The following is a 26,003-nucleotide window of genomic DNA, read 5'->3' on the forward strand; positions in this document are numbered from 1 at the left end:
ATGCTCCGACCGCTTGTAGGCGTATGGTTTCAGGGTCTATTTCACTCCCTTATTCAGGGTTCTTTTCACCTTTCCCTCACGGTACTGGTTCACTATCGGTCTCTCAGGAGTATTTAGCCTTGGCGGATGGTCCCGCCGGATTCATACAGGGTTTCACGTGCCCCGCACTACTCAGGATACCACTATCTTTAACGCTCCTTGCCTGTACCGGGCTGTCACCGTCTACGGCCCCTCTTTCCAAAGGGTTCCAGTTCGTCGCGCAAAGAATATTGTGGTCCTACAACCCCAACAATGCCGGAACATCGTTGGTTTGGGCCGATCCGATTTCGCTCGCCACTACTATCGGAATCACTCTTGTTTTCTCTTCCTCCGCCTACTTAGATGTTTCAGTTCAGCGGGTTCGCCTCCTTTCGGATACCATGCCTTCAACATGGTGGGTTGCCCCATTCGGACATCCGCGGATCAATTCGTGTGTGCCGATCCCCGCGGCTTTTCGCAGCTTATCACGTCCTTCTTCGCCTCTGAGAGCCTAGGCATTCCCCATACGCCCTTCTTTTGCTTGTCGCACCTGTACTTCAAGTACAAATGCCCTCGTAATCCTTTATTATATTCTATTCTACTTCGTGTTTCTTATTTGACTTCACACCGACGATATAAAATCGCCGTGCTCCGTCCCAATATGTCAATGAACTTATGCCGAGCCGGCACCGACAAAAACAAAATGTCATGTCGGGCCAACTTTATTGGCCTAGTGGAGAATACCGGAGTCGAACCGGTGACCTCCTGCGTGCAAGGCAGGCGCTCTAGCCAGCTGAGCTAATTCCCCATTCACGGTAGCCAGCTCACAGTTAACAGTTTGCAGTTAATCGTAACCTGTCAACCAATGGTTGCCCAACTTCCAGAATTTCCTATTTTAATGAACGTAACAGCCTTCATGACCGTTTCTGCGTAGTCTCAGGCAGACTCGAACTGCCGACCTCTACATTATCAGTGTAGCGCTCTAACCAGCTGAGCTATGAGACTGTTTGGCCTAAATTGCCAGTATGTTTACATATTATAAGACAGCATAAAAGAAAAGGACCACCTCGATGCCGGACAGGACATTGTCCAGGACATCTCTTCTCTAGAAAGGAGGTGTTCCAGCCGCACCTTCCGGTACGGCTACCTTGTTACGACTTAGCCCTAGTTACCGATTTTGCCCTAGGCCGCTCCTTACGGTGACGGACTTCAGGCACTCCCGGCTTCCATGGCTTGACGGGCGGTGTGTACAAGGCCCGGGAACGTATTCACCGGATCATGGCTGATATCCGATTACTAGCGATTCCAGCTTCACGGGGTCGAGTTGCAGACCCCGATCCGAACTGTGACCGGTTTTATAGATCCGCGCCCACTTGCGTGGTGGCTTCCCTCTGTACCGGCCATTGTAGCACGTGTGTGGCCCAGGACGTAAGGGCCGTGATGATTTGACGTCGTCCCCACCTTCCTCACGGTTTGCACCGGCAGTCCCGTTAGAGTCCCCGACTTGACTCGCTGGCAACTAACGGTAGGGGTTGCGCTCGTTATAGGACTTAACCTGACACCTCACGGCACGAGCTGACGACAACCATGCAGCACCTTGCAATCCGTCCGAAGAAAACTCTATCTCTAAAGCTGTCGGACTGCATTTAAGCCCTGGTAAGGTTCCTCGCGTATCATCGAATTAAACCACATGCTCCACCGCTTGTGCGGGCCCCCGTCAATTCCTTTGAGTTTCATTCTTGCGAACGTACTCCCCAGGTGGGATACTTATCACTTTCGCTTGGCCGCCGAGACCGAAGTCCCGACAGCTAGTATCCATCGTTTACGGCGTGGACTACCGGGGTATCTAATCCCGTTCGCTACCCACGCTTTCGTCCATCAGTGTCAGTACGTTGTTGGTCACCTGCCTTCGCGATCGGTGTTCTATGTGATATCTATGCATTTCACCGCTACACCACATGTTCCGGCAACCCCACAACGACTCAAGACCACCAGTATCAAAGGCAATTCTACAGTTGAGCTGCAGACTTTCACCCCTGACTTAATGGCCCACCTACGGACCCTTTAAACCCAATGATTCCGGATAACGCTCGGACCCTCCGTATTACCGCGGCTGCTGGCACGGAGTTAGCCGGTCCTTATTCTTACGGTACCGTCAGCCATCTACACGTAGATGGGTTTCTTCCCGTATAAAAGCAGTTTACAACCCATAGGGCAGTCATCCTGCACGCGGCATGGCTGGATCAGGCTCCCGCCCATTGTCCAATATTCCTCACTGCTGCCTCCCGTAGGAGTCTGGTCCGTGTCTCAGTACCAGTGTGGGGGATCCCCCTCTCAGGGCCCCTAACCATCGTAGTTATGGTGAGCCGTTACCTCACCATCTGACTAATGGTACGCATGGCCATCCCTGTCCGATAAATCTTTAAACAAAATATCATGCGATATCGTGTTACCATGGGGCATTAATCCAAATTTCTCTGGGCTATTCCCCTGACAGGGGCAGGTTCCATACGCGTTCCGCACCCGTGCGCCGGTCGTCAGCGGATTGCAAGCAATCCCTGTTACCCCTCGACTTGCATGTGTTAGGCCTGCCGCTAGCGTTCATCCTGAGCCAGGATCAAACTCTTCATTGTCTATCGTTAAATATCTATCGATATCCCACTATACGACAAATCCAGTCCTTGACATCAAAATGGTTCTTTGTTCTCTTTTACGCTGTCTATACAATATGTCAAATGAACTTCTTCAATAACCCCGAGAGAAAAAAAATGGCCCCTATCCCATGACCCAAACCCTCTCGGAAAATACCCAGCCTTATCAGCTAAGCGGGTGCAAATATAGGCAGGTTATTTTTTCTCCGCAAATAGTTTTGAACTATTTTTTTTCAAAAAATCATCTTCCTTCGTAAAGCACTGTTTTTCAACAACAAATTATTTAAGCTTTGTAAAATTTTAAGAAAAGAAATTCCAGACCAATCCAAAACGAATTACAAAATCGCGATACGGATAGTTTGGTGCTGAATAGTAATTGGGTTCTGAAAAGATGGAATTCAGATGTTCTGCCTTCAAATAAATCCTTGTTTGCCTCACTTTGGCATTTATAAAAACATCCAATAATGGATATGCGCCAAATTCTTCCCTATTTTGAATATAGAATTCGCCCAGTAACGGATTGTACGCATTCATATTATATGAGGTGAAGTATTTAAAGGTGACCCCAGTCTGCAAGAACATGGCCTTTTTGAAAACATCTTTTGAAAAATATAGCGAGTTCCTAGTAATGAGTTGCGGCAGATTCAATACCTGATTATCTTGTGCGACCTCCTGATAGAGTACCGTATTGGTCAGCGTCCATCTCCTCCATTCAAGTTGATTGGAATATTTAACCCTCAAGTGATTAATTGTCTCTGATTGTTGAAAAGGTTTTACAAACGCTGTTTCTTGTACATTGTCAATTTGTTCTTCTGTGGCAATGGATTCAAAATAGGTGTAGTTATCCAATGCACTGTATTCAGCTTGAAGATGGCCCCATTTTCTTGAGTTAAATCCAAAACGGATGCTTTGGGTTTCCTGCTTATCGAACGAATCTGTATTTTGCCAGTTATAGTTTTGGTAATCGCTCTGATATAACAGATAATTAAAGTTAGGCATCCGTGATGAGCTGTGGACACCTCCCGTTATTGTATAATTATCATTGATTCTATATTCTGCTAATACATTAAAATTGCTCCCCCCTAATTCTCCAGAAACATTATAATTAACATCCCCCTTCAACAGAAGTCTACCAAAGTTCTTTGAATAGCTTCCACCTACAGCAATCTCCTCTCCTTTAATTTGATTTTGAATCGTGCCGGAATCTGTTATCAGTATACTATTAAAAAAGTAGTTATAGTTATACAGACTGGCCCACCCTTTCACTTCGCCCAACGTCTTGTTCGAAAATCTTATCGACCCCCGATTGAACATAGTTTTAAGCCGTGCCCGATCTTCAATAGGAGCAACAAAAGGGTCATCCCCAAAGGCGCTGTTCTGTGATGTTTGTGTAAAATCATAAAATTTTGTTTCATAATTGAACTCATGTCCAATTGCCAAAGCAGTTGGATGGGTTGTAGTGGAGTCTTTCGCCCTGAAAAGCTTTAATTCTTGATCCAAATAGTATCTTTTTCCTAAAATTCTATTATTGGCGTCGGTGTATCGCACATCAACTCTCGCTCTATCAGTGAAATCGTCCGTTGTGGTATCTTCAAACTGATCACGATTTAACAATCCACCGTTTTCTTCAGCTTCAATATCCTGGGCTGCAATATGTCCCCTTAGGCTATAATTACCCTTTTTATTACTGTAGTTAAATGAGGTTCTAAAGTTTCCGGATTGCGATTGATTAAATCGGTATTTACCTAATGACCTAAAACCTTTGAAGGCTACAGACACATTAAATCTCCTGTTAAAATTAAATGCTAAAAGTGCATCCAACAATTGTCCTTGCTCCAAAGTGGTCTTGAACATCAGTTCTGTCATTGGGGTAGGAACATTGTAATAATTGATATCCTCTATCTCAAAATAATTATAATGCTTAGCTACTGCCCCTATTTGAGGGTATTGTGTATTTTTTGAAAAGGTTCTACCCAAAACATTATAAGGTTGACCAATATTTGAAAAAGGCATCAACTCAAAGTCATCCTCTCTTATATAATTGTATTTGTATTCCTTTTTAATGGTCAGAGTGGTATCCACAGATGTAGTGTCTCTGTAGTAGGAGATGATTTTGTAGTCAGTTATAAAGACGCTATCCTTTTCCTTTTCAACTTTCTCGGGAATTCGAAAACTCGGTTTTTTCGTCTGTATAGAATCCCTTATTTCTTCGGTTTCGACTTTACTTATCGAATCCACTTCCTTTACAGGGGGTAACGAGTCTTGTTGGGCAGATAAAGTTGAACTCACCAAAAGGAGAAGGGCAAATACTAAAAATCTCATTCCGTATTATTGGTCAGGCAAAGGTATATGTTTTGTTTCTAAAGAAATGTGAAAGTTTATACCGCAAAAATCAATAATATTGGACAACTTTAACATTAGCCCGTTTTTGATGGTTTTTTCTCCATTGTAGATCAATGCTTGAACACTTTTTTAAACATACCAACGAAGCTGGAACCGACGAAGCCGGAAGGGGTTGCTTGGCAGGACCGGTGACAGCAGGAGCAGTTATATTACCTGAGGGGTTTAGCAATTCCATATTAAATGATTCCAAGCAATTATCAGAACTAAAAAGGGAACAATTACGCCCAATTTTGGAAGAGGAAGCGGTAAGCTTTGCCGTATGCCATGTTTTTGAGGAGGAAATTGATAAAATCAATATCCTGAATGCATCTATTTTAGCAATGCATAGAGCTCTAGAGAAGTTAAAAGAACCTCCTAGTTTTATTTTGGTCGATGGCAATCGTTTTAAACCCTTCCAGTCCATTTCACATGAATGCATCATTAAGGGAGACGGTAAGTATATGAGTATTGCAGCAGCTTCGGTGCTGGCCAAAACACATCGAGATGCTTATATGGCCAAAATTCATGAAGAGTTCCCAATGTATAATTGGATTAAGAATAAAGGTTATCCCACCAAAGAGCATCGTGAGGCCATTAGAAAGCACGGATTGACCAAATACCACAGAAAAAGTTTTAGGCAATTACCCGAACAGTTGACTCTGGATATCTAAAACCTTAAATTTGTTCGAAACTTCAACAATGAAATCCAAGGTATTCCTTGTCTTACTTTCCTTTTTTCTGATCAACTGCAAAACCGAAGTAAAAACCGCCGATTCATTATTGGGTTATTTTCCTCCAAACGCTGCCTTGCTCATTAAAATCAACAATCTAACAAATTTTAAGAGTGAGATTAAAAACAGTTCCTTTTTTGAAGCTTCAAAAGATTTTTCACTTTACAAGGAAATAGATACAAAAACAAGGGTTTTGGATTATGTGAAAACGGAATCCAAATGTCTGTTTGCTCTTTACGCCATTGGAAAGAACAATTACGATTTTGTGTTGATTCTGGGACCATCCACCAATTTTTTCAATTTGGATGATATAAATAACAAAACCGTAGAGACCCTTACCTATCAAAACAAAAAAATCACTAAATATACCCTGGAACAACAGGAAGTGTTTAGCATGCAACTCGACGGCAAGGTCATTATAAGCAGTTCATTAATGCTGATGGAAAACATGGTGCGAACGGAAAAAAACAACCCCGTTAATCCAACTCTAGATCGATTGTACACAACATCCAGTGAAGTAAAGTCTGCTACGCTTTTTTTGAATTTGGATGAGCCCTCATCATTATTTGCGGATCAATTAAAGGGTGAGGATAATCGAATTCCTTCTTTTGCGGATTGGATTTCTGTCGATTTTTCGGCCAACTCCGACAACATTGGGTTTTCGGGAGTTGCCGTTGCCTCAGACTCTACCAAAAATTTTATCAACCTTTTTAAAGGGACAAATCCTTTGCCCCATAAAACCCCTCAATTTGCACCATTGAACACTCAGGCTATAAGCTCTTTTACTTTTGATGATTACCAAGCTTTTGCCAAAAATCAAAACACCTATTTGGATAGGGTCAAACCGATAGACTCCCTATTCAATACCATAGAAGAAATTGGGGTCATCCACTCCAATAATCAAAAAGTTGTTCTTCTAAGCTCTTTTGGAGCCGAAAGCCTCACCGAAGCTTTGAATTCGGATAAAGCATCCTCCACAGAGTACCAAGGAAGTGAAATAATGCGCTTAAAAAACAGTGCTTTTGCAGTAAATGGCTTTAGTCCATTGATCCAAGATTTTTCATCTAATTTCTGTGCAATTCTGGAGAACACTTTTGTTTTTGCCGAAAGCAGAGAGGCTTTGCAAACCATTATTAGCAATCATCGAAACACCTCTTCTTTTGGAAATTCTCCAGTTTACACAACTGCAATGTCCCAGCTGGCAAATGAATCTAGTATGCTTTTCATTGCCAATGATTCGGGGATTAATTTTTTCTCAGAAGAATATTTTGACCCTCAATTTCACAGTACATTAAAAAAAGTCAAATTTTCTGAGCATGTCTTTGCTGCACAATTAGTGTCCGATCAAAATTTTGTCCATACCAATTTTTTGGTGTCCAAAGTTGGAAAATCTGTTGAAGTAAATTCTGTTACCCCATTGTTCACATTAGAGCTGAATACAGATCTGACGATCGACCCTCAATTTGTGAAGAACCATAGAACGAACAAGCATGAAATTGTGGTTCAGGATCAGAATAACATTCTATACCTAATCTCCACGGAGGGTAAGGTTTTATGGAGTAAACAGTTGAATGGAAGAATTCAGGGGCCTATTCAACAAGTAGACATCTATAAGAATGGACGTTTGCAACTGGCCTTTTGTACAAGCAATGAATTTATGATCATTGATCGCAACGGAGAAGATGTGCCGCCATTCAAAAAAACCTTTGAAGGAGGAAACCTGAATCCTTTAGCAGTTTTTGATTATGAGGGCAATAAGGACTATCGGTTTGTAATTACACAGGGTCGCAAGGTGTTTATGTACAACAACCAAATGCAAACTGTGGGTGGTTTTAGATTTACCGAGGCCCAAAGTCCAATTATTACTTCTCCTAAACATTTTCGAGTTTCCAAACGGGACTATTTGGTATTTCAATTGGAGAATAAAAGTTTGAAAATCTTGCATCGAACCGGTCATGAACGATTAAAGGTGGAAGAAAAGATCGATTTCTCTGGAAATGGAGTATTCCTTTACAAGAACAAATTCTCCATGACCAACAAAAAAGGAGTGCTTCACCAAATTGATACCAAAGGAAAACTTAGCGCAACTAATTTTAACCTTAGTAGCCACCATGGTATGTATACCACTAGCAAGACCTTAGTATTTATGGATGACAATATCCTTAGTATTAAAGGTAAAAAAGTTGAATTGGACCTTGGAGTTTACACCAAGCCCAAGATTTTTTACATCTATGATAAAATATATGTAAGCGTGACTGATATTCAGAGTCAGAAGATTTATCTGTTCGATAGTCAAGCAAAGTCTATTTCCAATTTCCCTGTTTTTGGTAATTCTCTAATAGATATGGTGGACATGGACAATGATAAAAAATTGGAACTTGTTGCCAAAGATCAGGATAACTCCATAATAGTGTATAAAATGAATTAATTGGCCCTTGTTGCAACCTATACACTCCATTAGGCAAAACACACATCATTTCTTCCAGGATATACTGTAAATTTTTAATTTACAGCTAATTACACTCACTAAACACTTTTGAAAATGAAAACCTCCTTTTTGGGCAAAATTTTTCTTTGTTCCCTTGTCGCTTTTGCATTTAGCACCAATACCAATGCACAATTCTTTAAAAAGTTGGCTAAAAAAGCCGAAAAAGCCGCAGAACGTACCGTAGAACGACGCGTTGAAACGGAGACATCAAAAAAAACGGATCAAGCACTCGATAGTATTCTCGAACCCGGTTCTGGAAAAAAGCAGTCTCCCAAAACATCAGAAAACACTGGAAATCAACCTAATCCAGGTAACGATTCAGGGCAGTCCCCAAATACCAATTCAGGAAACTCAAATGTTTCTGGCCCTAAAACCATTCAGGTATACAGCAAATTTGATTACGTTCCTGGAGATAAACAGTTATTTTATGATGATTTTGGTTTTGACTTTGTCGGAGACTTTCCCTCAAAATGGAATACCAATGCCGGAGGGGAACTGGTTACTTTAGGAGATTCTCCTCAAAAATGGCTGGAATTAAAATCCGGCTTCAATATTTATTACATTCCAGATGTTCCACAACTTCCGGAGGAATACACCATTGAATTTGATTTGGCCGCCGTAGGCTTGAGCAGACAAACATCCTCCAATGCCAAGGTTGCAATTACTCTGAGTGATGATGATAAATTCAAACCAGGAGCCAATAACGCTTATGCCGAAATTCCGTTTTGCCAGTATGCGGCAATTGGAGTAACCATACAAAACAACATCAACAGTAGACGGGAAATACGGAGTACCGTCAAGGCTGATCTTAGGGACGAGGTACTGGACCAACCTCATATTTCCATTGCAGTGAATAAACTGCGTTTTAGATTATGGGTAAATGAAGTAAAATATATTGATGTCCCCAGGTTGGTAGCACCCGGTGCGGTTATACACACAGTAAAATTTCTGGCTAACGGTTTTAAAGATGGCGCTGAAAAAGTTTTTATCAGTAATCTAAAAGTAGCAGAAGGAGGTGTGGATTTAAGAAGAAAATTGATTTCCGAAGGAAAAATATCCACCAATGCCATCTTATTCGATTCAGGTTCTGACAATTTACAGCCTCAATCTATGGGTGTAATCCGTCAAATTTCACAAGTCTTATTGCAAGAACGTTCCATCAACCTTAAAATAATCGGTCATACTGATGCCGATGGAGCTGATGCTTCCAATATGCAACTCTCCAAAGATAGAGCTGCAGCTGTTAAGAACGCCTTAGTTAGCGTTTACAGTATTGATGGCAACAGATTGTCAGTAGATGGTAAAGGTGAAAGCGAGCCTGTGTCTGATAATAACAGTCCCGCTGGGAAGGCACAAAATAGAAGGGTTGAATTTATAAGACAATAGATATGAAAAAATTGATTTTTCTTTTAGCCATTGTTCTTTTCGTTGGAACAGGAAGCATTTGGGGTCAAACGGACTGCAGTAAGTATTATCCAGTTTCCGATGGGGCTAAATTTGAACACACCTTATATGGCAACAAAATGAAAAAAGAGGGGAAAGTAGTGTATTCCGTTAAAGTTGATGACGGTGACAGTGTCCTTTACACTATGGAAATGTTTGATAAAAATGATACTCCTTTTGGAAATTCAACCTATGGGATGAAATGCGAAGAAGACGGGGTTTCCATCGACTTTAAATCCTTAATGAATGGGATGATGACAGAAAGGTTTGACAATATGGAAATGGACATCACGGGAAACAACATCTATATTCCCAATGATTTATCCGTAGGACAGACATTACCCGATGCTGAGATGGAAATGACCATAACCGGCACACCAATCGCTATGAAATCGTTCATGAGAATGTATAACCGAAAAGTTGAAAGCAAAGAAAGTATTACTACTCCTGCCGGCACTTTCGAATGCTTTGTCATCAGCTATGACACTGATATGAAAATGGGAATAAAGACAACAGGTAAGACCAAACAGTGGCTTGCAGAAAACATAGGTATGGTAAAAACAGAAGATTATAACAAAAAAGGCAAACTACGCAGCATGAGTTTGCTTACAGCATACGAACAATAATAGAAATCAATCAAAAAAAGGAAACCGGAGCTTATGCTTCGGTTTTTCTTTTAAAAGTTCCTCATCAAAAAGCATATTACATCTTTTGGAGTGTTTGAAGGGGTGCACTTATCGGTTTGTGTATGATTAGTTGCGGACATTTCCAACGGAAATTGTCCGCTAGCACTAAGATAGTTAATTGTAAGGATTTCCATTTAGGAAATCCGTCAGCAATTAATTATACACGTTGTTGTAACACGTTTTTACATTCCATCTTCTCTTTCCGAAAGCCAATCCTTATATTTTGCTTTTAATTCGTCTCTTTTTTCTTGAGAGTCAACAATTATATCCATTCCACCATCATAAGGTGCTACAATACAATTCCTTTTCGGACAGACAAACATTGCGCGGAATTTATCATCCGCAATATTTTTTAATAGTTCGTTTTTAGAATTCCGTTTCCAAATATCAAGTCTATAATAAACATCGTAGAAATATTCATCTTCGTGTTCTTCAGGATAGATTTTATGAAGCTCAATTGTTTGGCATTTCTCGAACTTTCCATAATCGTACATTTCAGTTGAGATTTCGTCTGTCAATTCCGTTTCATATTGTCCAGACACAATTATAATTTCCGAATTCTCTCCGATTAATTCCGAAATCAGTTTATTCTGTCTATCCAGAATTATTTGGTATTCATCTTCGGATTCCGCATATCGTTTAGATTCAGGCAAACTATGAATTCGTAACCATCTATTCGGATAAACACTTCTTAATTCGTGTCCGATTGGATTAGATTCAGGGTAATTTTTATCCCAATATTTGTTGAATTCTATGAGGTTCATTAAATGTGTTACAACGGTTAAGATATCGCTCGTTTTAATGAGCTATATCGACCGATAAGTGAAGTTCGGGAAATTAAGAATATGATTCAAGGAAAAATTGACAAATTACTTCTGCAAATTGACAGATTAAATGGAAAGTTATACCATATTGTTTTGAAAAGTCAATTCGGCATTAAAAAGAGTTTGAAAATGTTTCAACAACTTCTCCTTAACCTCTTCCGTGTTAACTTCTTTCTGCCCAAGTTCCACATTTAAGGATGTGACAGATTTTCCGCGAATCCCACAGGGAATCATTAAATCAAAATAGCCGAGATCGGCATTCACATTCAAGGCGAATCCATGCATGGTCACCCATCGGCTAGCACGAACGCCCATAGCACAAATTTTACGTGCAAAGGGTGTTCCAACATCCAGCCAAACTCCAGTTTCGCCATCAGAACGAACGCCTTTTAGTCCATATTCGGCAAGCGTCAGAATCACCATTTCTTCTAATAAGCGAAGGTATTTATGAATATCAGTAAAAAAGTTGTCCAAATCCAGAATAGGATAGCCCACTATCTGTCCAGGTCCGTGATACGTTATATCTCCTCCCCTATTGATTTTATAAAAAGTAGCACCTTTTTCTTGTAGTTTTTTTTCATCCACCAACAAATTGGACATATCCCCACTCTTCCCTAAGGTATACACATGTGGATGTTCTACGAAAAGAAAATGATTGGGGGTTTCAAGATTGGCTTCCTCTCTTCTATTCTTGATTTTCACATCAACAATCTCTTTGAACAAGTCTTCCTGATAATCCCAAGTTTCCTTATAATCTTTAAAACCCAAATCTTGTAGCTGGACCTTCTTATTCATCCGGCAAAGATACGAAGAGGTTTATGGTAAAACTAATCCTCCAACTCCACTTCTAAATCCAAAAGCGAAGGGTCTTTCATCAAATCCATAAACTTGACTTCATAAATTAAGGTCTTGCCATCAGCACTAAAAGTTGCTTCTTCTGCAGTGGTAGATTTTACCTTTTTCGGGAAATGATATTTAAGGGTATAGGTAGACCCTGAAAGGAACATCTCGGCGCCTTGCAGGCTGTCTATTTGCTGTTGGAACAATTCTTGGTCCAAAATCTTGGCCTTTCTAGTAAAACTATTGTTGTTAAATGAGTAGCTAACCTCTGATGCAGAACTTTCCATAGGTGGAGGAGCAGCTCCTTCTTTATTGGAGCCAAGCACGTTCGCTCCTTGAAATGCATTGAAAGCGTCATTCACCTCATTTACATTCTTGAATTCACTAAATAAATCAAACTTCATCACCTTCTCGTCAGGATTCATGATCATATGCATGTTGAAAGGTTCAAGCTTTTTCAGTTTGGCCTGTTCTTCGGGTGAAAGCTGGGCTATACTATCCTTTTTTTCTTCCAATAAATCTTTAAAGGAAATCAGTGAATCAACCGGTTTTTCATTGCTTTTCTTCATTTCTTCACCTGCCATTTCCATGAGTTCAGACCCATCAAAATTGATAGAAAGCCTTCCAGAACCATCTTCTTGTAAAGTAATTTCTTCAGTAAAGTTGCACGAAGTGGTCAGGGCAACTGCGGCTACCCATAATAAGATTTGGATTTTTTTCATTTTGGTTGTGTTAATTCGTGTTATTTAAAATGACAAGCGCTCCGATTACTCCTGGCACCCATCCACAAAGTGTTAAAAGTAACACAATCACAAAAGAACCACAACCTTTTCCTATGACTGACAGGGGTGGAAAAAAAATGGCCAATAAAACTCTCCAGATACTCATTGATTTGATTTTGATTGATGTACTCTATTAGTCCTTCATTATGATAAATTGTTACACAAAACCTTTATTTTTAACTCAGATTCAGAATATTCATGAGGTCTATCATTGTGTTCATCATCCTTTTGGGCAGTATGCCAATATTTGGGCAATACAGCTTTTCTGGCCTAGTTTCTGAAGAGCATCAAGGGAATGCTATTTATCTTTCGCTAATCGAAGATTATCGAAAAACCTCGCGTACATACCTTGAACAGATCATCAGTAAGACTACGGTTGATTCTTTAGGTCTCTTCCAATTCAAAGGTGACAACCTTTCATTAGATAACCGATTGTACCGTATTCATTTGGATGGTTGTGCTGACGGTGGAGATGCAAATCATTTTTTAGGGACTTGTAACAATAGTAAAAGTGTACTTTTCATTGCCAGCAATAAGGATATTTTGGAGTTTCCTACTTCTTTTGAAGATCAAGCACTCTGCACTATTACGTCCACTAATCCAAAATCTTCGCTTCCTCTCGAAATTGAAGGCTTAAAAGAAGAAATGGTCTTTGATTTTGCAGATTATCGCAGTGAGGCGAACAGAAAATTGAACTCGGAAAAATGGTTTACCTCATTCCAAAAATTTGGTGAAGATTCGGATGAACCTTTGGCAGAATTGCTTATTTATGATTTTCTATCCGATAAACGAAATGAGACCTATGCACACTATCTTAATGATGTTTCCACCAATAACTACTATGACACCTTGTTGGATAGGTTAAAGACCAGTTACCCAAGTGCCAATTTCACAAAAGAGTTTGAAGCCGAAATTGCTGCCGATAGGCAATTGGCCAATTTTCAAAATGCTGGGCATTGGGACTGGAGGTCTATTATCCTACTTTTATTGGCACTATCTCTTGGACTAAATCTGTATTTTCTTGTAGCCAGAAAATCAAATGCACGGAATACAACCAACGATTTATTGCAAAAACTCACTCCTCAAGAGCAAAAAATAGTGCGCCATATTTTAATGGATAAAAGCAACAAAGAAATCGCCTCCGAACTTTTTGTAAGCCATAGCACTATCAAAACACACATCAATAATTTGTACAAAAAATTGGATGTTTCCTCCAGACAGGAAATCGTTACGTTGTTCAAAAAATAAAATTCCTTAGAGTAAACCCTAGGACATTCGTAAGAGAACATTCTTAGAAACATCGAAAAAAACCTCAAAGTACTTAAATCTCGATTATCGAGTAAAATTCCACCAGGGGTCTAGTCCCTATTTCCAACCTCCAAAAACAGATTAAAGCTAAGATTTTAGGCAATTTTCGGTTCCAAATTTTAAACTGAAAAACATGAAATCAATTTTAGTAATGCTTCTATTCGTTGGAGGCACAATGTTCGCCCAAGATTTCAATAAAGAAATCGAACAGGAAAATGGCAAAACATTTATGGTTGGTAAAATCAATTTGGAAGGCCTACAGTCGCAACCCTATGCAAACTGGTTCAATACAAACTACAACAACTATGTAGTGGACAAATCGATGTTGAAAACGTTCAAAAAACAACTCAAAAAACATGATATTAAACTTTTCCTGGGTACCTGGTGTGGCGATAGTAAACGAGAAGTGCCACGAATGCTTAAAATTTTGAATGATGCAAACTTCCCTATGGAACAATTGGAAATTGTCGCTTTGGACCGAAGAAAAGAACATTACAAAAAAAGTCCTACCGGTGAAGAAAAAGGATTGAACATCATCAAAGTCCCCACAATGGTATTCTTTTCATCAGGAAAAGAAGTCAACAGAATTGTTGAAAGTCCATTGGAATCATTGGAAGAAGATATGGCGCAAATCGTGACTGGAAAACCATATACTCCCAATTATGCGACATTAAGCAAGGCCAAGTAAGGAATTAAAGCGCAAAAGTGTAATTTTGCGCTTTAATTTTTTATCGACTATGCAACTATCGGAACAAGAAATCGTTCGAAGGGAAAAATTATCAAAGCTTAGGGAACTGGGAATCAACCCATATCCTGCAGCGCTTTATCCAGTTGATGCTACTTCAAAAAGCATTAAAAACGATTTTGAGGAAAGCAAAAAAGTAGTGATTTCAGGTAGATTGATGTCGAGAAGAATTCAAGGAAAAGCTTCTTTTGCAGAGCTTCAAGATAGTGAGGGTCGTATTCAGGTCTATTTTAACCGTGACGAAATTTGCCCTGGTGAAGACAAAACGCTCTACAACGATGTTTATAAAAAGTTGTTGGATATCGGAGATATCATTGGGGTTGAAGGCGAATTGTTTACCACTCAAGTAGGTGAAAAGACGGTTATGGTCAAAAACTTTAGTCTTTTGAGCAAGGCGCTTCGCCCACTACCTCTGCCCAAGGTTGATGCCGATGGAAAAGTATATGACGAGTTCAACGATCCGGAACTTCGCTATCGCCAACGCTATGTTGATTTGGTAGTAAATCCATCCGTGAAAGAAACCTTTATCAAGAGGACCAAAATCACCAATAGTATTCGGGAATTTTATAACGAAAAAGGATATTTGGAAGTAGAAACTCCCATTCTACAACCCATCCCAGGTGGAGCTGCGGCACGTCCTTTTTTAACGCACCACAATGCGCTCAATATTCCATTGTATCTAAGAATTGCCAATGAGTTGTATCTAAAGCGATTGATCGTTGGTGGATTTGATGGGGTGTACGAGTTTTCCAAAGATTTCAGGAATGAAGGAATGGACCGTACCCACAATCCTGAGTTTACCGTCATGGAGCTTTATGTTTCCTACAAGGATTACCATTGGATGATGGACACCACCGAGCAATTGCTTGAAAAAATTGCCATCGATTCCAACGGAAGCACCAAAGTTACCGTTGGTGAAAACGAAATAGATTTCAAAGCACCTTATCCACGGGTTCCCATTTTAGAGGCCATCAAACTACACACAGGTTATGACGTGGCCGGAATGGATGAAACCCAGCTACGCGAAGTGGCTCAAAAACTAGGTTTAGATGTGGATGAAACCATGGGCGTAGGTAAACTGATTGATGAGATTTTCGGAGAAAAATGCGAGCATAATTATATTCAGCCCACCTTTATTACGGATTATCCGAAAGAGATGAGTCCATTGACCAAAGAGCATAGGGATAATCCTGCGCTAACCGAACGTTTTGAGTTGATGGTCAACGGAAAGGAATTGGCAAACGCTTATTCCGAGTTAAATGACCCTATCGATCAACGCGAACGCTTTGAAGAACAACTGAAGTTATCCGAAAAAGGAGATGACGAAGCAATGTTCATTGACCAAGATTTTCTTCGTGCCTTGGAATATGGAATGCCTCCAACATCCGGAATCGGAATTGGAATCGACCGCTTGGTAATGTTGATGACGAACAATTCCTCCATACAAGAGGTTTTATTCTTCCCGCAAATGCGACCAGAGAAAAAAGCCGTGGAACTTACCGAAGAGGAAAAAATTATAATAGATATCCTAAAACCAGTTGGTGAAATGCCTTTGGCAACACTTAAGGAGAAAGCAGGCCTTAGTGGAAAAAAATGGGATAAAAGCACCAAGAATTTGGCAAAATTGGGTTTGTTTGAAGTTAAAAAAACGGAAAGCGGTTTAATTTCCAGAATAAAGGAATAGTCCTTCTTTTTTCATAAAAAGAGCAGTTAAACACCTTAATTCACTAATTTAAAGGCAAATAAATCATTTTGTCATGAAAATTGGTGTTTGGCTTTTGATTTTTATATTAACCGCCTCATCCTGTAAAACCAAGTCTGAAAATACAGCTCAGGACGAAACTTCTGCTGTATTGAGCGATGAGCGATCGATTAAAAAAATTGATGTGCATTCGCACTATAAGTTTTCTAGGGAATACCTCCCTGCATTGCATCAAAAATGGAATATGCAATCTGTTTTAGTGGATGTTTCCATTGAAGATTCAACAGGAATAACTCGAAGTTGGAATTCCTATTTAGCTCACGCCCAAAAACATCCTGATCTGTTTTTTCTCTGCTCTTCGTTAATTGGTGTAGGTATCGATTCTCCTGATTTTGCGGAACAAGCAATCCAACAATTGAAAAAAGAAATCGATTCTGGTGCAAGAATGGTCAAGGTTTGGAAAAACTTTGGGATGGTGACCAAAGATACATCTGGACACTTCATTCAGATTGATGATACACGGTTACAGCCAGTATGGGATTTTCTCAAGCAAAAAAATATTCCGGTAATGGCCCATATCGGTGAACCGGAGCAGGCATGGAGACCTTTGGACCCCAATAACCCACACTACGGATATTATAAAAACAATCCACAATACCATGCCTATAAAATCCCGGAAATCCCTTCTTATGAAACTATTATAACAGCGAGGGATAAATGGATTGAAACCAACCCTGACCTGAGGATTTTATGTGCCCATATGGGCAGTATGTCACATAACATTGATATGGTTGCTGAACGGCTTGATAAATTCCCTAATATGTATGTTGAGCCTGCGGCTCGCTTTGGAGACCTTGCAAGTCAAGACTCAAAAAAAGTGAAAGCATTTTTTGAAAAATATCAGGACAGAATATTGTTCGGGTCAGACTACGGTAATTCAATTCCAGAGAACGCAATGACCCCAGATGAAATAGAACTGGAAAAAACAAATCTAAATGACAACTACAATAAATTGTGGAGATACTTGAGCAGTTCTGATTCACTATTAATTCGGGGACAGAAAACCCAGGGTTTGGAGCTTTCAGAAGAAGTCTTGGACAAAATCTATTATCAAAACACCATCAGTTTCCTAAAACTGAATTAATTCTTTATCGCACAAGACATCAATGGATTTAGGATATAGAAAAACCAGGGAAATTCATCCATATAGGGACATATCTTCTTGGGCATTCAATTTTATAGATATTGACGGTCAGATAGCAGTAGTCAAGCTTACCATCCTTGAAGAGGATAGAAAAAATATGTAGATTATTTGACACCATATAAATTTGAAGATGATTGGAAAGTCATCACTGAGCAGTTTTCAATGTTTTAGATAATTACATTTCAAAACATAAGAACAGATGCATTCTCGCGAATGATTCGAAGTGCCTTTGACATCTGATTTTCGACTGTTTTTATTGAAATGCCCATATCCTCAGCGATTTCGCGGTACTTTCTGCGCTCCAATTTATTCATGATAAAAATCTCCTTACACTTAGGCGGTAGCTTATCTATTAGCTCCTCCAACTTGGCCATGGTCGATTTTAAATAAGTATCATCCTCCTTCTGCTCAAAATAACTCTCATAAATGGTATCCCATCGAATTTTGTCCAACAGGTCAGGTTGCTTTTTTTGCTTACGAAGTTGTTGTAAAAATTGATTGTGACATGCCTTGAACAAATACCCCTTTAAGGAACCCTTGATATTGATCTGTTTTCTTTTCTCCCACAGTTTTATCATAACATCTTGAACAAGGTCCTTGGATAAATCTCGATCTCCACTCAATTGAAAAATATAGTTGCACAACCAATCGTAATGATGATTGAACAAAAATTCATAAGCATGAATCTGTCCTTGCTTTAGTTTTTCAATAAGTTCTTGTTCCTCCATGCGGGATAAAAGTAAAAAAATAAAATAAATAGGGGTTTTTTGAACATCCTGCATCTTTATAACACAACCTTGTAGGAAAATGCAAAATAAAGAAGTGTTAATTGAGAAGTTTTTAGCCAGAACAATTTCGTCCAGTGAACGAAAAATGCTGAAAAAATGGGTGTTGAAAAAGAAGAAAAACCTTGATTTTTTTAAAGAGGAAATTAGAAAGCGTTCTAAAAACAGTCTATACCATCATTTTGATGAAAACGAAGCCTTCAAACGGTTTATGGAAAATGTAGAGAAAAGACAATCCAAAAAACAGTTTCCAAAAAGCTTACTGAAATATGCCGCTATTTTTGTTGGAGTACTTTCTCTTGGGTTTATGGCCTATCAATCCTTTATCAAAACAGATTCGACCAATACCATTGTCCAAAATGAGGAGACAAGTGAAAATCAACAAAAAACCGTGATTATTTCCTTGGCTGATGGCACAAAACAACACATTACCGCAGACGGGGCCACAGAACTCTTTGACAAGGATGGCAATACCATCGCAAAAAAACAGGATCAAGGTTTGGATTTTAGTCTTGTTGCTAACGAACAAGGAGAAAATCTGATATTCAATGAGGTCTACGTGCCTTATGGACAAACTTTTAATCTAAAGCTCTCCGACGGAACAAAAGTTTGGTTAAATGCCGGCACACGGTTAAGGTTCCCCCAAAACCTGAGCGCCGCCGCCCAAAATCGTATGGTTTACCTAGAAGGGGAAGCATTTTTTGATGTAACCAGAGACGAAAAAAGACCTTTTATAGTAAATGCTGAAAATTTGGATGTCAAGGTGTTGGGAACACAATTTAATGTATCAGCTTATAAGTCCGATCGCAAAATTGCAACAACCCTAGTCGAAGGTTCAGTAAGTGTCTATGAAAATTCCAATCCAAGTGAGAACATATTATTGACCCCTAGTTATCAGGCCGCTTTTGTCAAAGAAAATGGTGCTATGACCAAAAAGAAAGTTGACCCTCGAGTTTATACTAGCTGGATTGAAAACAGATTAATTATCGACAACCTGACCTTTGAAGAGATTTTGACCAAACTGGAAAGATCACACAACGTTTCCATCATAAACCAGGTTGAAAGTCTAAGGAATGAAATATTCAAAGGAGAATTCGAAAATGAAGATATCAAAACTATTTTGACCACTATTGCCGCGAGTACATCATTTACGTTTGCAATAGAGAATAACGTAGTAACAATTTCAGAATAAAAAAGGGAAGGTGTTGCACCACCTTCCCCAATACTAGATCGCTAACATGGATTATTAACAATCAAACATTCAAAATTATGAAAAAAAGCATGGTTTTCAAGTCACCATTTTTTTTGGTGGCCAGTACCAAAATGCCGCTTAAGATGAAGATTAGTTTTTTACTTACTTTCTTTATTATCTGCCAGCTCTCTGCCAGTGATATCTACTCGCAGAAAAGGGTTCAATTTAACTTTGAAAATGTTCCCTTAAAAGAAGTTCTCAACGAGATAAAAAAACAGTCGGGTTATAAATTCTTCTACAACGTAAAGGAAATCGATGATACCAAAAAAACATCATTATCGGCTTCTGACGAAAAGATACTTACTGTTTTGGATAGACTTTCAATCAAAGAAAGCTTGGAATATTCAATCAATGGAACTCAAATCATCCTAAAAAAACAATCTCAAGATAAAGTGAATGCCAATGGACAGGCTCAACAGGAAGTCAGAGGTACGGTAAAAGACCCAGATGGCAATCCTTTGCCAGGAACCAACATTTTGGTCAAGGGGACTACGAATGGCACACAGGCTGACTTTGATGGAAACTTCACCTTAGAACTTGATGATACTAATGTTACCCTAGTAGTTTCCTATTTAGGGTTTAAAACAACAGAAGTCGCCTTAAATGGACAAACCAGCATTGCTATTGTCCTTGAGGAAGACGCTGCTCAATTGGAAGATGTTGTGGTAGTCGGGTCTAGAAATCCAAATAGAACAGCTACAGAAACCACAGTTCCGGTGGATGTAATTGACATCGCCGCCATTGCCAATCAAGGTCCCCAGGTCAGTGTTAATCAAATACTGAACTACGTGGCACCTTCTTTCACCTCCCAATCACAAACAGTTTCGGATGGTACAGATCATATTGATCCGGCCTCGCTCCGTGGTTTAGGTCCCGACCAAGTTTTAGTTTTGATCAATGGGAAAAGAAGACACAATACAGCATTGATCAATGTTAATGGGACTGTGGGAGCAGGTAGTGTAGGCACGGATATGAATGCCATCCCCGCGGCGGCTATTCAGCGTATCGAGGTACTTCGAGACGGAGCTGCTGCACAATACGGTTCAGATGCCATAGCCGGTGTCATCAACATTGTATTGAAAAAAGCTACCGGAAAATTAGACCTTTCGTTGACTTCAGGGGCTAATTTCAGCGAAAACAGTAATCAGTTTGAAGGTGGAAGTGATGGAGAAAAATTCCAGTTGGATGCCAATTTTGGACTACCAATTGGTGACCGAGGTTATATCAATTTTACAGGGTCGCTTTCCACAAGAGAACCCGCATTGAGAAACAAAGATTACGCCGGGGATATCTTTCAAGGTTTTCACGGAGCAGAACGAATTTTTGCTGCCGGCGGCGGTACAGTTGCGGATATGACGCTACAGGATTATGCAAATGCTTCACAAGGTATTAGTTATTTGGATCAATCCATCAAAGATCAGATTTCAGGATTAAACTTGAATGATGATACCGATATTGGCACGTTTCGCGATTTATTAGGTTTTGATGCCGATGAAGATGAATTGGCGGCTCGCGGACTAACGCGCAGGGACTTTAGATTCAAAGTTGGTACTTCAAGACTTAGAGAAGGTAAATTCTTTGCCAATATGTCCATTCCTGTTTCGGAAGACACAGAGGTTTATGGTTTTGGTGGTATTAGCTACCGCCAAGGTCTGGCATCCGGATTCTATAGAAGACCCGCTCAAGGTGACGGTCGCGCCAATACTCCAGCATTTCCTAATGGATTTTTACCCAATATTGGAACCGACATCTTAGATCAATCTTTAGCTGTCGGAATTCGAGGAAAAATCAACGAATGGGATGTTGATTTCTCCAATACATATGGAAGAAACACTTTTGATATTACTGTCGGTAATTCCAGTAATGGAACTCTTGGTGTTGCCACCCCACGTTCTTTTGATGCTGGTGGATTAGGTTTTACCCAAAACACCACTAATTTGGATTTCAGCAGATTCCATGAAGACATCTTTGAAGGGTTTAATGTGGCCTTTGGTGCAGAGTATAAAGTAGAGAAATATGAGATTATTGCAGGTGAAGAAGCCTCATACACAAGCTATGATATCAACGGAAACCCTGTAAACAGTATTACTCCGGATGACCAATTGGTGCGAAACAACTTTACAGGTTCGCCATTAGGTGGGGGTGCCCAAGTTTTTAGAGGATATGATCCCGGGAATGCCACGGAGAAGTTTCGAAATAACATCTCGCTTTATGCTGATTTTGAAGCCGATTTTACCGAAAATTGGCTGGTGAGTCTTGCTGGTAGATATGAGAATTATTCCGACTTCGGTAGCACCTTCAACTACAAACTCGCTACGCGATTAAAACTTACTGAGAATTTAGCACTTAGAGCGGCTAGCAGTTCGGGTTTTAGAGCACCTTCATTGCACCAGCAATTCTTTAGCAGAACAAGTACTGTTTTTGTGGACAACGTGCCTTTTGAACAAGGCACATTTACCAATGATAGTAGAGCCGCTTCACTTATTGGGATTGATAAGTTAAGAGAAGAAACCTCCAATAGCTTTAGCGCAGGATTGACTGGAACTTTTGGTCAATTTACCGTTACTATCGATGGATACTTGATCAATATCGATGATCGTATTGTATACAGTGGTAGCTTTGGAAATGGTGGTGATCCAGAATTAACTGGAATCTTCGATGCTGCCGGAGCCACAAGTGCGCGTTTTTTCGTTAATGCAATTGACACTAAGTCTACCGGTTTAGATGTTGTGATTTCCCATAAAGCTGCTTTGGGAGAAGCAACATTGAAAAATGACTTGGCAGCAAGTTTCAACAAAACCGAAGTTGAAGATATTTTTGTGCCAACACTTATCGAAAATGCCGGACTGAGCGGTTCGTTTTTTGACGGACAAGAGGAAGCCTTTTTGACCTTGGCACAACCTAGGGCAAAATTGAACCTTACCAATATGGTTTCTATTGATTCATGGGATTTCCTATTAAGAAATGTTTATTTCGGCGAAGTTACCGATCCAGACGATTTTAATGGAGATGCTAGAGTTGACGGAACCACCGTAAGTGATGACGCCCTTTATGGCGGAAAATTGGTGACAGATCTTACAATTACTAAATCATTTTCAGAAAATCTGTCCTTAACCGTTGGCGCAAATAACCTTTTGGATGTTTATCCAGATGAAAATAGAGCTGGTGGTACTTCAGGAGATCAATTTGTATACTCTAGAAGAACATCACAATTTGGATATAGTGGACGCTACCTGTTCGCAAGATTACGTTTGAGTTTGTAGTTTTTATACTGCTTAATTATTTGAGTTTTGTTTATTGATAAAACCCTCCTTAAAAAGAGGGTTTTTTTAATCAATGCAGGTCCATTTTCCCAAAATTACCATTTGTTCTCTCTTTATGGCATAAATGCGAGGGTACATGCCCATAATTTTGCTTCCATAAACTTTAAAAAACATTCAAGATGAAAAGAGCATTAATTATAGGAGGCAGCAGTGGAATTGGTAAAGCCACAGCACAAAATCTTCTTAACGAAGATGTAGAAGTACATGTGGTAGGCACCAACGACTCAAAATTGGACGCCTTTAAAAGTGAAGTCGGTGATAATCTGTTCACTCATAAAATAGATATCACCAATAAAGAACAGGTAAACAATCTTATTTCCAATATAAACGGTTTGGACAACCTCGACTATTTGGTAAACGCTTCCGGTATTTTTGGTCCAAAAGCATTCATGGACCATACCACCGAAGATTATGATTCCTACCTTGATTTAAACCGAGGATTCTTTTTTATTACTCAAGCCGCAGCTAAAAAAATGGCTGAAACCAATGGTGGTGCTATCGTAAATGTAGGCTCAATGTGGGCTAAGCAATCGGTAAAAGCGACCCCTTCTTCCGCATATTCCATGCAAAAAGCTGGGCTGCACAGTTTGACGCAACATTTGGCTATGGAGTTAGCAGATCATAAAATACGGGTAAATGCGGTTTCTCCTGCCGTAGTTGAAACACCTGTATATGAAAGTGTTTTCGGTGGTAAGCAAGAAGCGAACGATGCGCTTCAAAATTTCCATGGTTTCCATCCAATAGGAAGAAATGGAAGAGCTGAGGATGTTGCCAACACCATTTCTTTCTTGTTATCGGACAAATCTTCATGGGTAACCGGTGCGATATGGGATACCGATGGCGGTGTAATGTCTGGAAGGAATTAATTTCTTTTGGAAACAATACATTCAAAATACATCATTGTTGGGGCAGGTTTATCAGGTTTAACTACAGCCCATGCACTATTGAAGGCTGGCGAAGAAGATTTTATCATAACAGAAGCCAGAAATAGAATTGGAGGTAGAATAAACACCATTGAAGGTGTTGATTTAGGGGCCACATGGTTTCAAGACCATCATTCCTATCTTTCTGAACTTCTCGATGATTTGCCGGTAGATAAATTTGAACAGTATTCCGAAGGAAAAAGTGTTTTGGTATATAATACCATGGCGCCAGCACATTATTTTGAGAGCCAACATAATGGACCATCGGCATATCGCATCGTCGATGGTTCTATTGCCTTAATTGAGAAACTTGTTGAAACACTCTCCGAAAAAATACACCTGAATACTCCGATTTCTGCTATCAACGAAAACCAAAACCTTCTTAACTTCAAATCCGCAAATAGGATATACTCAGCGGAAAAAGCTATCATAACTATTCCCCCGAAACTGGCATCTGCATTGGATTTCAATCCAGAATTACCTGAAAGCTTGCTTCAAACCATGAAATTCACCCATACCTGGATGAGCAACGCCATGAAAGTGGGTATTCTTTTTGACACGCCTTTTTGGAGAAAAAAAGATTTTTCAGGGACCATTATAGGTCAAGTAGGCCCGGTTATTGAACTTTATGACCATTGTGATTATCACGGAAACACTTTTGGTTTGATGGGCTTTGTTAATGAGGGGCTAAGAGACACTTCTCCAGAATTAAGAAAAGAGAAAATCCTAAACTATTTGGAAAAATATCTGGGGAAAGAGATACAAGACCATACGAGTTACCTTGAAAAAGATTGGTCCATGGACCGACACACATCCTGTGAAAATCTGAAATCTGTATATATGAGTCCTCAATACGGGCATGCACTTTATAATGAGTGGTATTTGAATGGAAAACTCTTTTTTTCCGGAACAGAAACCTCCCCTATCCATGGCGGATATCTTGATGGTGCCGTTTATAGTGGATTCAATGCAGCCAAAAAATTGATGGAAGGATAATGCGTATATTTAATGGTTGGTAATCTTATAAATTCTACCGTCAATTTTGTCCAAAATTGCCCAATATCATCTTCATAAATTAAATCCTGGAAAACTTCAATTTGAAGTTTATGACCTGCGGGAGTATCGCATAAAAAGTGGGGATAAAGCGGCAGTTCCTCATTCTCATAGTTATTATCAAATCATATGGTTTTTTACCAAAGGAGGAACACATTCCGTGGATTTCAGAACCTATGACATTAACAAAGACACTATCCTTTTTATCACCAAGGATCAAATTCATTGTTTTGATGAAAATCTTGATATAGAAGGTTGGCTTATACATTTCAACGAAAGCTTTTTTATGCATACAGATGTGGATATTTTTCTGAAATATAACATCTTCAAAACCCAAGAAAATCCATGTTATGCTTTGGAACATAAAACCATTGAGACCGCCAAAAATTATATGTCCCTAATTATTGAGGAACTCTCAAACCGAAATCGATTTGGTTTTGAAAATGCAATTCAGTTTTTGCTAAAATGCCTTCTAATTAATTTGGAGCGCGTCCATCAGCATAAAAACGAAGGGGAAATGGGACTTAGTAATGCCTACGAGCTTCAATTTTATCAATTTAAAGAGCTTATCGAGGAGAATTACAAAAACAATCTTTCAGTAAAGGAGTATGCCGATGCCATGCATATTTCTACAAAAACACTCACCACAATAACGAAAACCATATCGCAGACATCCCCGGCCCAGATTATTGCGGAGAGAGTGGTTTTGCAAGCCAAACGCTTGTTGCGATTTACCAGTTGGCAAATTGGGGAAATCGCATTTCAATTGGGTTTTGAAGACCCCTCTTATTTTGTAAAATACTTTAAAAGACACGTAAATATGTCACCCAATATTTTCCGTAATCTGAAATAGAATGTTTGCA

General features: G+C 39.6%; 19 protein-coding genes, 2 tRNA genes and 2 rRNA genes (1 of these 23 cut by a window edge). 13 read left to right on the forward strand and 10 right to left on the reverse strand.

The genetic code is table 11. The features are described 5' to 3' along the window. From ACOKFG_RS00010 to ACOKFG_RS00030, 5 genes are all read right to left on the reverse strand, one after another. A 23S ribosomal RNA gene (locus ACOKFG_RS00010) occupies positions 1-566 on the reverse strand; it reaches 2,260 nt to the left of the window's first position. Between the two features lie 186 nt (positions 567-752). Next, positions 753-826: transfer RNA gene (locus ACOKFG_RS00015), tRNA-Ala, on the reverse strand. A 123-nt stretch (positions 827-949) separates the two neighbouring features. Then, positions 950-1,023 (reverse strand) — tRNA-Ile (locus ACOKFG_RS00020). A 104-nt stretch (positions 1,024-1,127) separates the two neighbouring features. After that, positions 1,128-2,651 (reverse strand): 16S ribosomal RNA (locus ACOKFG_RS00025). The 16S and 23S rRNA genes sit together here with 2 tRNA genes alongside, the layout of an rRNA operon. Before the next feature lie 318 nt (positions 2,652-2,969). Further along, the gene (locus ACOKFG_RS00030) at positions 2,970-4,991 is read right to left on the reverse strand and encodes a putative porin (RefSeq protein WP_422861634.1); all 2,022 of its coding nucleotides are present in this window, start codon (positions 4,989-4,991) and stop codon (positions 2,970-2,972) included. 134 nt (positions 4,992-5,125) lie between these two features. Between ACOKFG_RS00030 and ACOKFG_RS00035 the strand changes: the two genes are divergently transcribed. The 4 genes from ACOKFG_RS00035 to ACOKFG_RS00050 all read left to right on the forward strand — a co-directional run bounded on the left by ACOKFG_RS00035 (position 5,126) and on the right by ACOKFG_RS00050 (position 10,339). Further along, on the forward strand, positions 5,126-5,722 hold the full coding sequence (locus ACOKFG_RS00035; protein WP_422861635.1) for a ribonuclease HII: 597 nt from the start codon (positions 5,126-5,128) through the stop codon (positions 5,720-5,722). 28 nt (positions 5,723-5,750) lie between these two features. Next, complete coding sequence (locus tag ACOKFG_RS00040) at positions 5,751-8,210, forward strand: ribonuclease HII (RefSeq protein WP_299487810.1); 2,460 nt, start codon at positions 5,751-5,753, stop codon at positions 8,208-8,210. 114 nt (positions 8,211-8,324) lie between these two features. Beyond that, positions 8,325-9,656: an OmpA family protein gene (locus ACOKFG_RS00045; protein WP_299487809.1), complete on the forward strand. Its 1,332-nt coding sequence runs from the start codon at positions 8,325-8,327 to the stop codon at positions 9,654-9,656. Positions 9,657-9,658: 2 nt separating this feature from the next. Beyond that, positions 9,659-10,339 (forward strand): hypothetical protein, encoded by a 681-nt coding sequence (locus ACOKFG_RS00050; RefSeq protein WP_299487808.1) that lies wholly within the window; start codon positions 9,659-9,661, stop codon positions 10,337-10,339. Positions 10,340-10,581: 242 nt separating this feature from the next. Here ACOKFG_RS00050 and ACOKFG_RS00055 read toward each other — a convergent pair whose 3' ends face one another. The 4 genes from ACOKFG_RS00055 to ACOKFG_RS00070 all read right to left on the reverse strand — a co-directional run bounded on the left by ACOKFG_RS00055 (position 10,582) and on the right by ACOKFG_RS00070 (position 12,951). Further along, positions 10,582-11,163: a DUF3885 domain-containing protein gene (locus ACOKFG_RS00055; RefSeq protein ID WP_422861636.1), complete on the reverse strand. Its 582-nt coding sequence runs from the start codon at positions 11,161-11,163 to the stop codon at positions 10,582-10,584. A gap of 138 nt (positions 11,164-11,301) precedes the next feature. Next, on the reverse strand, positions 11,302-12,018 hold the full coding sequence (gene lipB / locus ACOKFG_RS00060) for a lipoyl(octanoyl) transferase LipB (protein ID WP_422861637.1): 717 nt from the start codon (positions 12,016-12,018) through the stop codon (positions 11,302-11,304). A 32-nt stretch (positions 12,019-12,050) separates the two neighbouring features. After that, positions 12,051-12,785, reverse strand: a complete 735-nt coding sequence (locus tag ACOKFG_RS00065) for a hypothetical protein (protein WP_299487805.1) — start codon at positions 12,783-12,785, stop codon at positions 12,051-12,053. Between the two features lie 10 nt (positions 12,786-12,795). Next, the gene (locus ACOKFG_RS00070) at positions 12,796-12,951 is read right to left on the reverse strand and encodes a YqaE/Pmp3 family membrane protein (RefSeq protein ID WP_298791700.1); all 156 of its coding nucleotides are present in this window, start codon (positions 12,949-12,951) and stop codon (positions 12,796-12,798) included. 92 nt (positions 12,952-13,043) lie between these two features. On the opposite strand from ACOKFG_RS00070, the gene ACOKFG_RS00075 reads away from it, so the two are divergent. From ACOKFG_RS00075 to ACOKFG_RS00090, 4 genes are all read left to right on the forward strand, one after another. After that, on the forward strand, positions 13,044-14,093 hold the full coding sequence (locus tag ACOKFG_RS00075; RefSeq protein ID WP_299487803.1) for a LuxR C-terminal-related transcriptional regulator: 1,050 nt from the start codon (positions 13,044-13,046) through the stop codon (positions 14,091-14,093). A 193-nt stretch (positions 14,094-14,286) separates the two neighbouring features. Then, positions 14,287-14,841, forward strand: coding sequence for a thioredoxin family protein (locus tag ACOKFG_RS00080; protein WP_299487801.1), 555 nt, complete (start codon positions 14,287-14,289; stop codon positions 14,839-14,841). 49 nt (positions 14,842-14,890) lie between these two features. Continuing rightward, entirely contained in the window at positions 14,891-16,582 is a 1,692-nt protein-coding gene (lysS, locus tag ACOKFG_RS00085; protein ID WP_422861638.1) for a lysine--tRNA ligase, read from the forward strand. A gap of 73 nt (positions 16,583-16,655) precedes the next feature. Beyond that, positions 16,656-17,744, forward strand: a complete 1,089-nt coding sequence (locus ACOKFG_RS00090; protein WP_299487797.1) for an amidohydrolase family protein — start codon at positions 16,656-16,658, stop codon at positions 17,742-17,744. Positions 17,745-17,986: 242 nt separating this feature from the next. Here ACOKFG_RS00090 and ACOKFG_RS00095 read toward each other — a convergent pair whose 3' ends face one another. Next, a complete protein-coding gene (locus tag ACOKFG_RS00095; RefSeq protein WP_299487795.1) occupies positions 17,987-18,532 on the reverse strand; it encodes an RNA polymerase sigma-70 factor in 546 nt (181 codons plus the stop codon). Positions 18,533-18,611: 79 nt separating this feature from the next. On the opposite strand from ACOKFG_RS00095, the gene ACOKFG_RS00100 reads away from it, so the two are divergent. The 5 genes from ACOKFG_RS00100 to ACOKFG_RS00120 all read left to right on the forward strand — a co-directional run bounded on the left by ACOKFG_RS00100 (position 18,612) and on the right by ACOKFG_RS00120 (position 25,993). Then, positions 18,612-19,781 (forward strand): FecR domain-containing protein, encoded by a 1,170-nt coding sequence (locus tag ACOKFG_RS00100; protein WP_299487793.1) that lies wholly within the window; start codon positions 18,612-18,614, stop codon positions 19,779-19,781. 77 nt (positions 19,782-19,858) lie between these two features. After that, positions 19,859-23,104: a TonB-dependent receptor domain-containing protein gene (locus tag ACOKFG_RS00105; RefSeq protein ID WP_422861639.1), complete on the forward strand. Its 3,246-nt coding sequence runs from the start codon at positions 19,859-19,861 to the stop codon at positions 23,102-23,104. A gap of 179 nt (positions 23,105-23,283) precedes the next feature. Beyond that, complete coding sequence (locus tag ACOKFG_RS00110; protein WP_298791714.1) at positions 23,284-24,030, forward strand: SDR family oxidoreductase; 747 nt, start codon at positions 23,284-23,286, stop codon at positions 24,028-24,030. Between the two features lie 6 nt (positions 24,031-24,036). Continuing rightward, a complete protein-coding gene (locus tag ACOKFG_RS00115; protein WP_298791716.1) occupies positions 24,037-25,083 on the forward strand; it encodes an NAD(P)/FAD-dependent oxidoreductase in 1,047 nt (348 codons plus the stop codon). 46 nt (positions 25,084-25,129) lie between these two features. Continuing rightward, a complete protein-coding gene (locus ACOKFG_RS00120; RefSeq protein WP_298791718.1) occupies positions 25,130-25,993 on the forward strand; it encodes an AraC family transcriptional regulator in 864 nt (287 codons plus the stop codon). Positions 25,994-26,003: the final 10 nt, after the last annotated feature.

Origin of the sequence: Flagellimonas rhodophyticola (genome assembly GCF_049332665.1) — a bacterium.
Taxonomy (GTDB): Bacteria; Bacteroidota; Bacteroidia; order Flavobacteriales; family Flavobacteriaceae; genus Flagellimonas.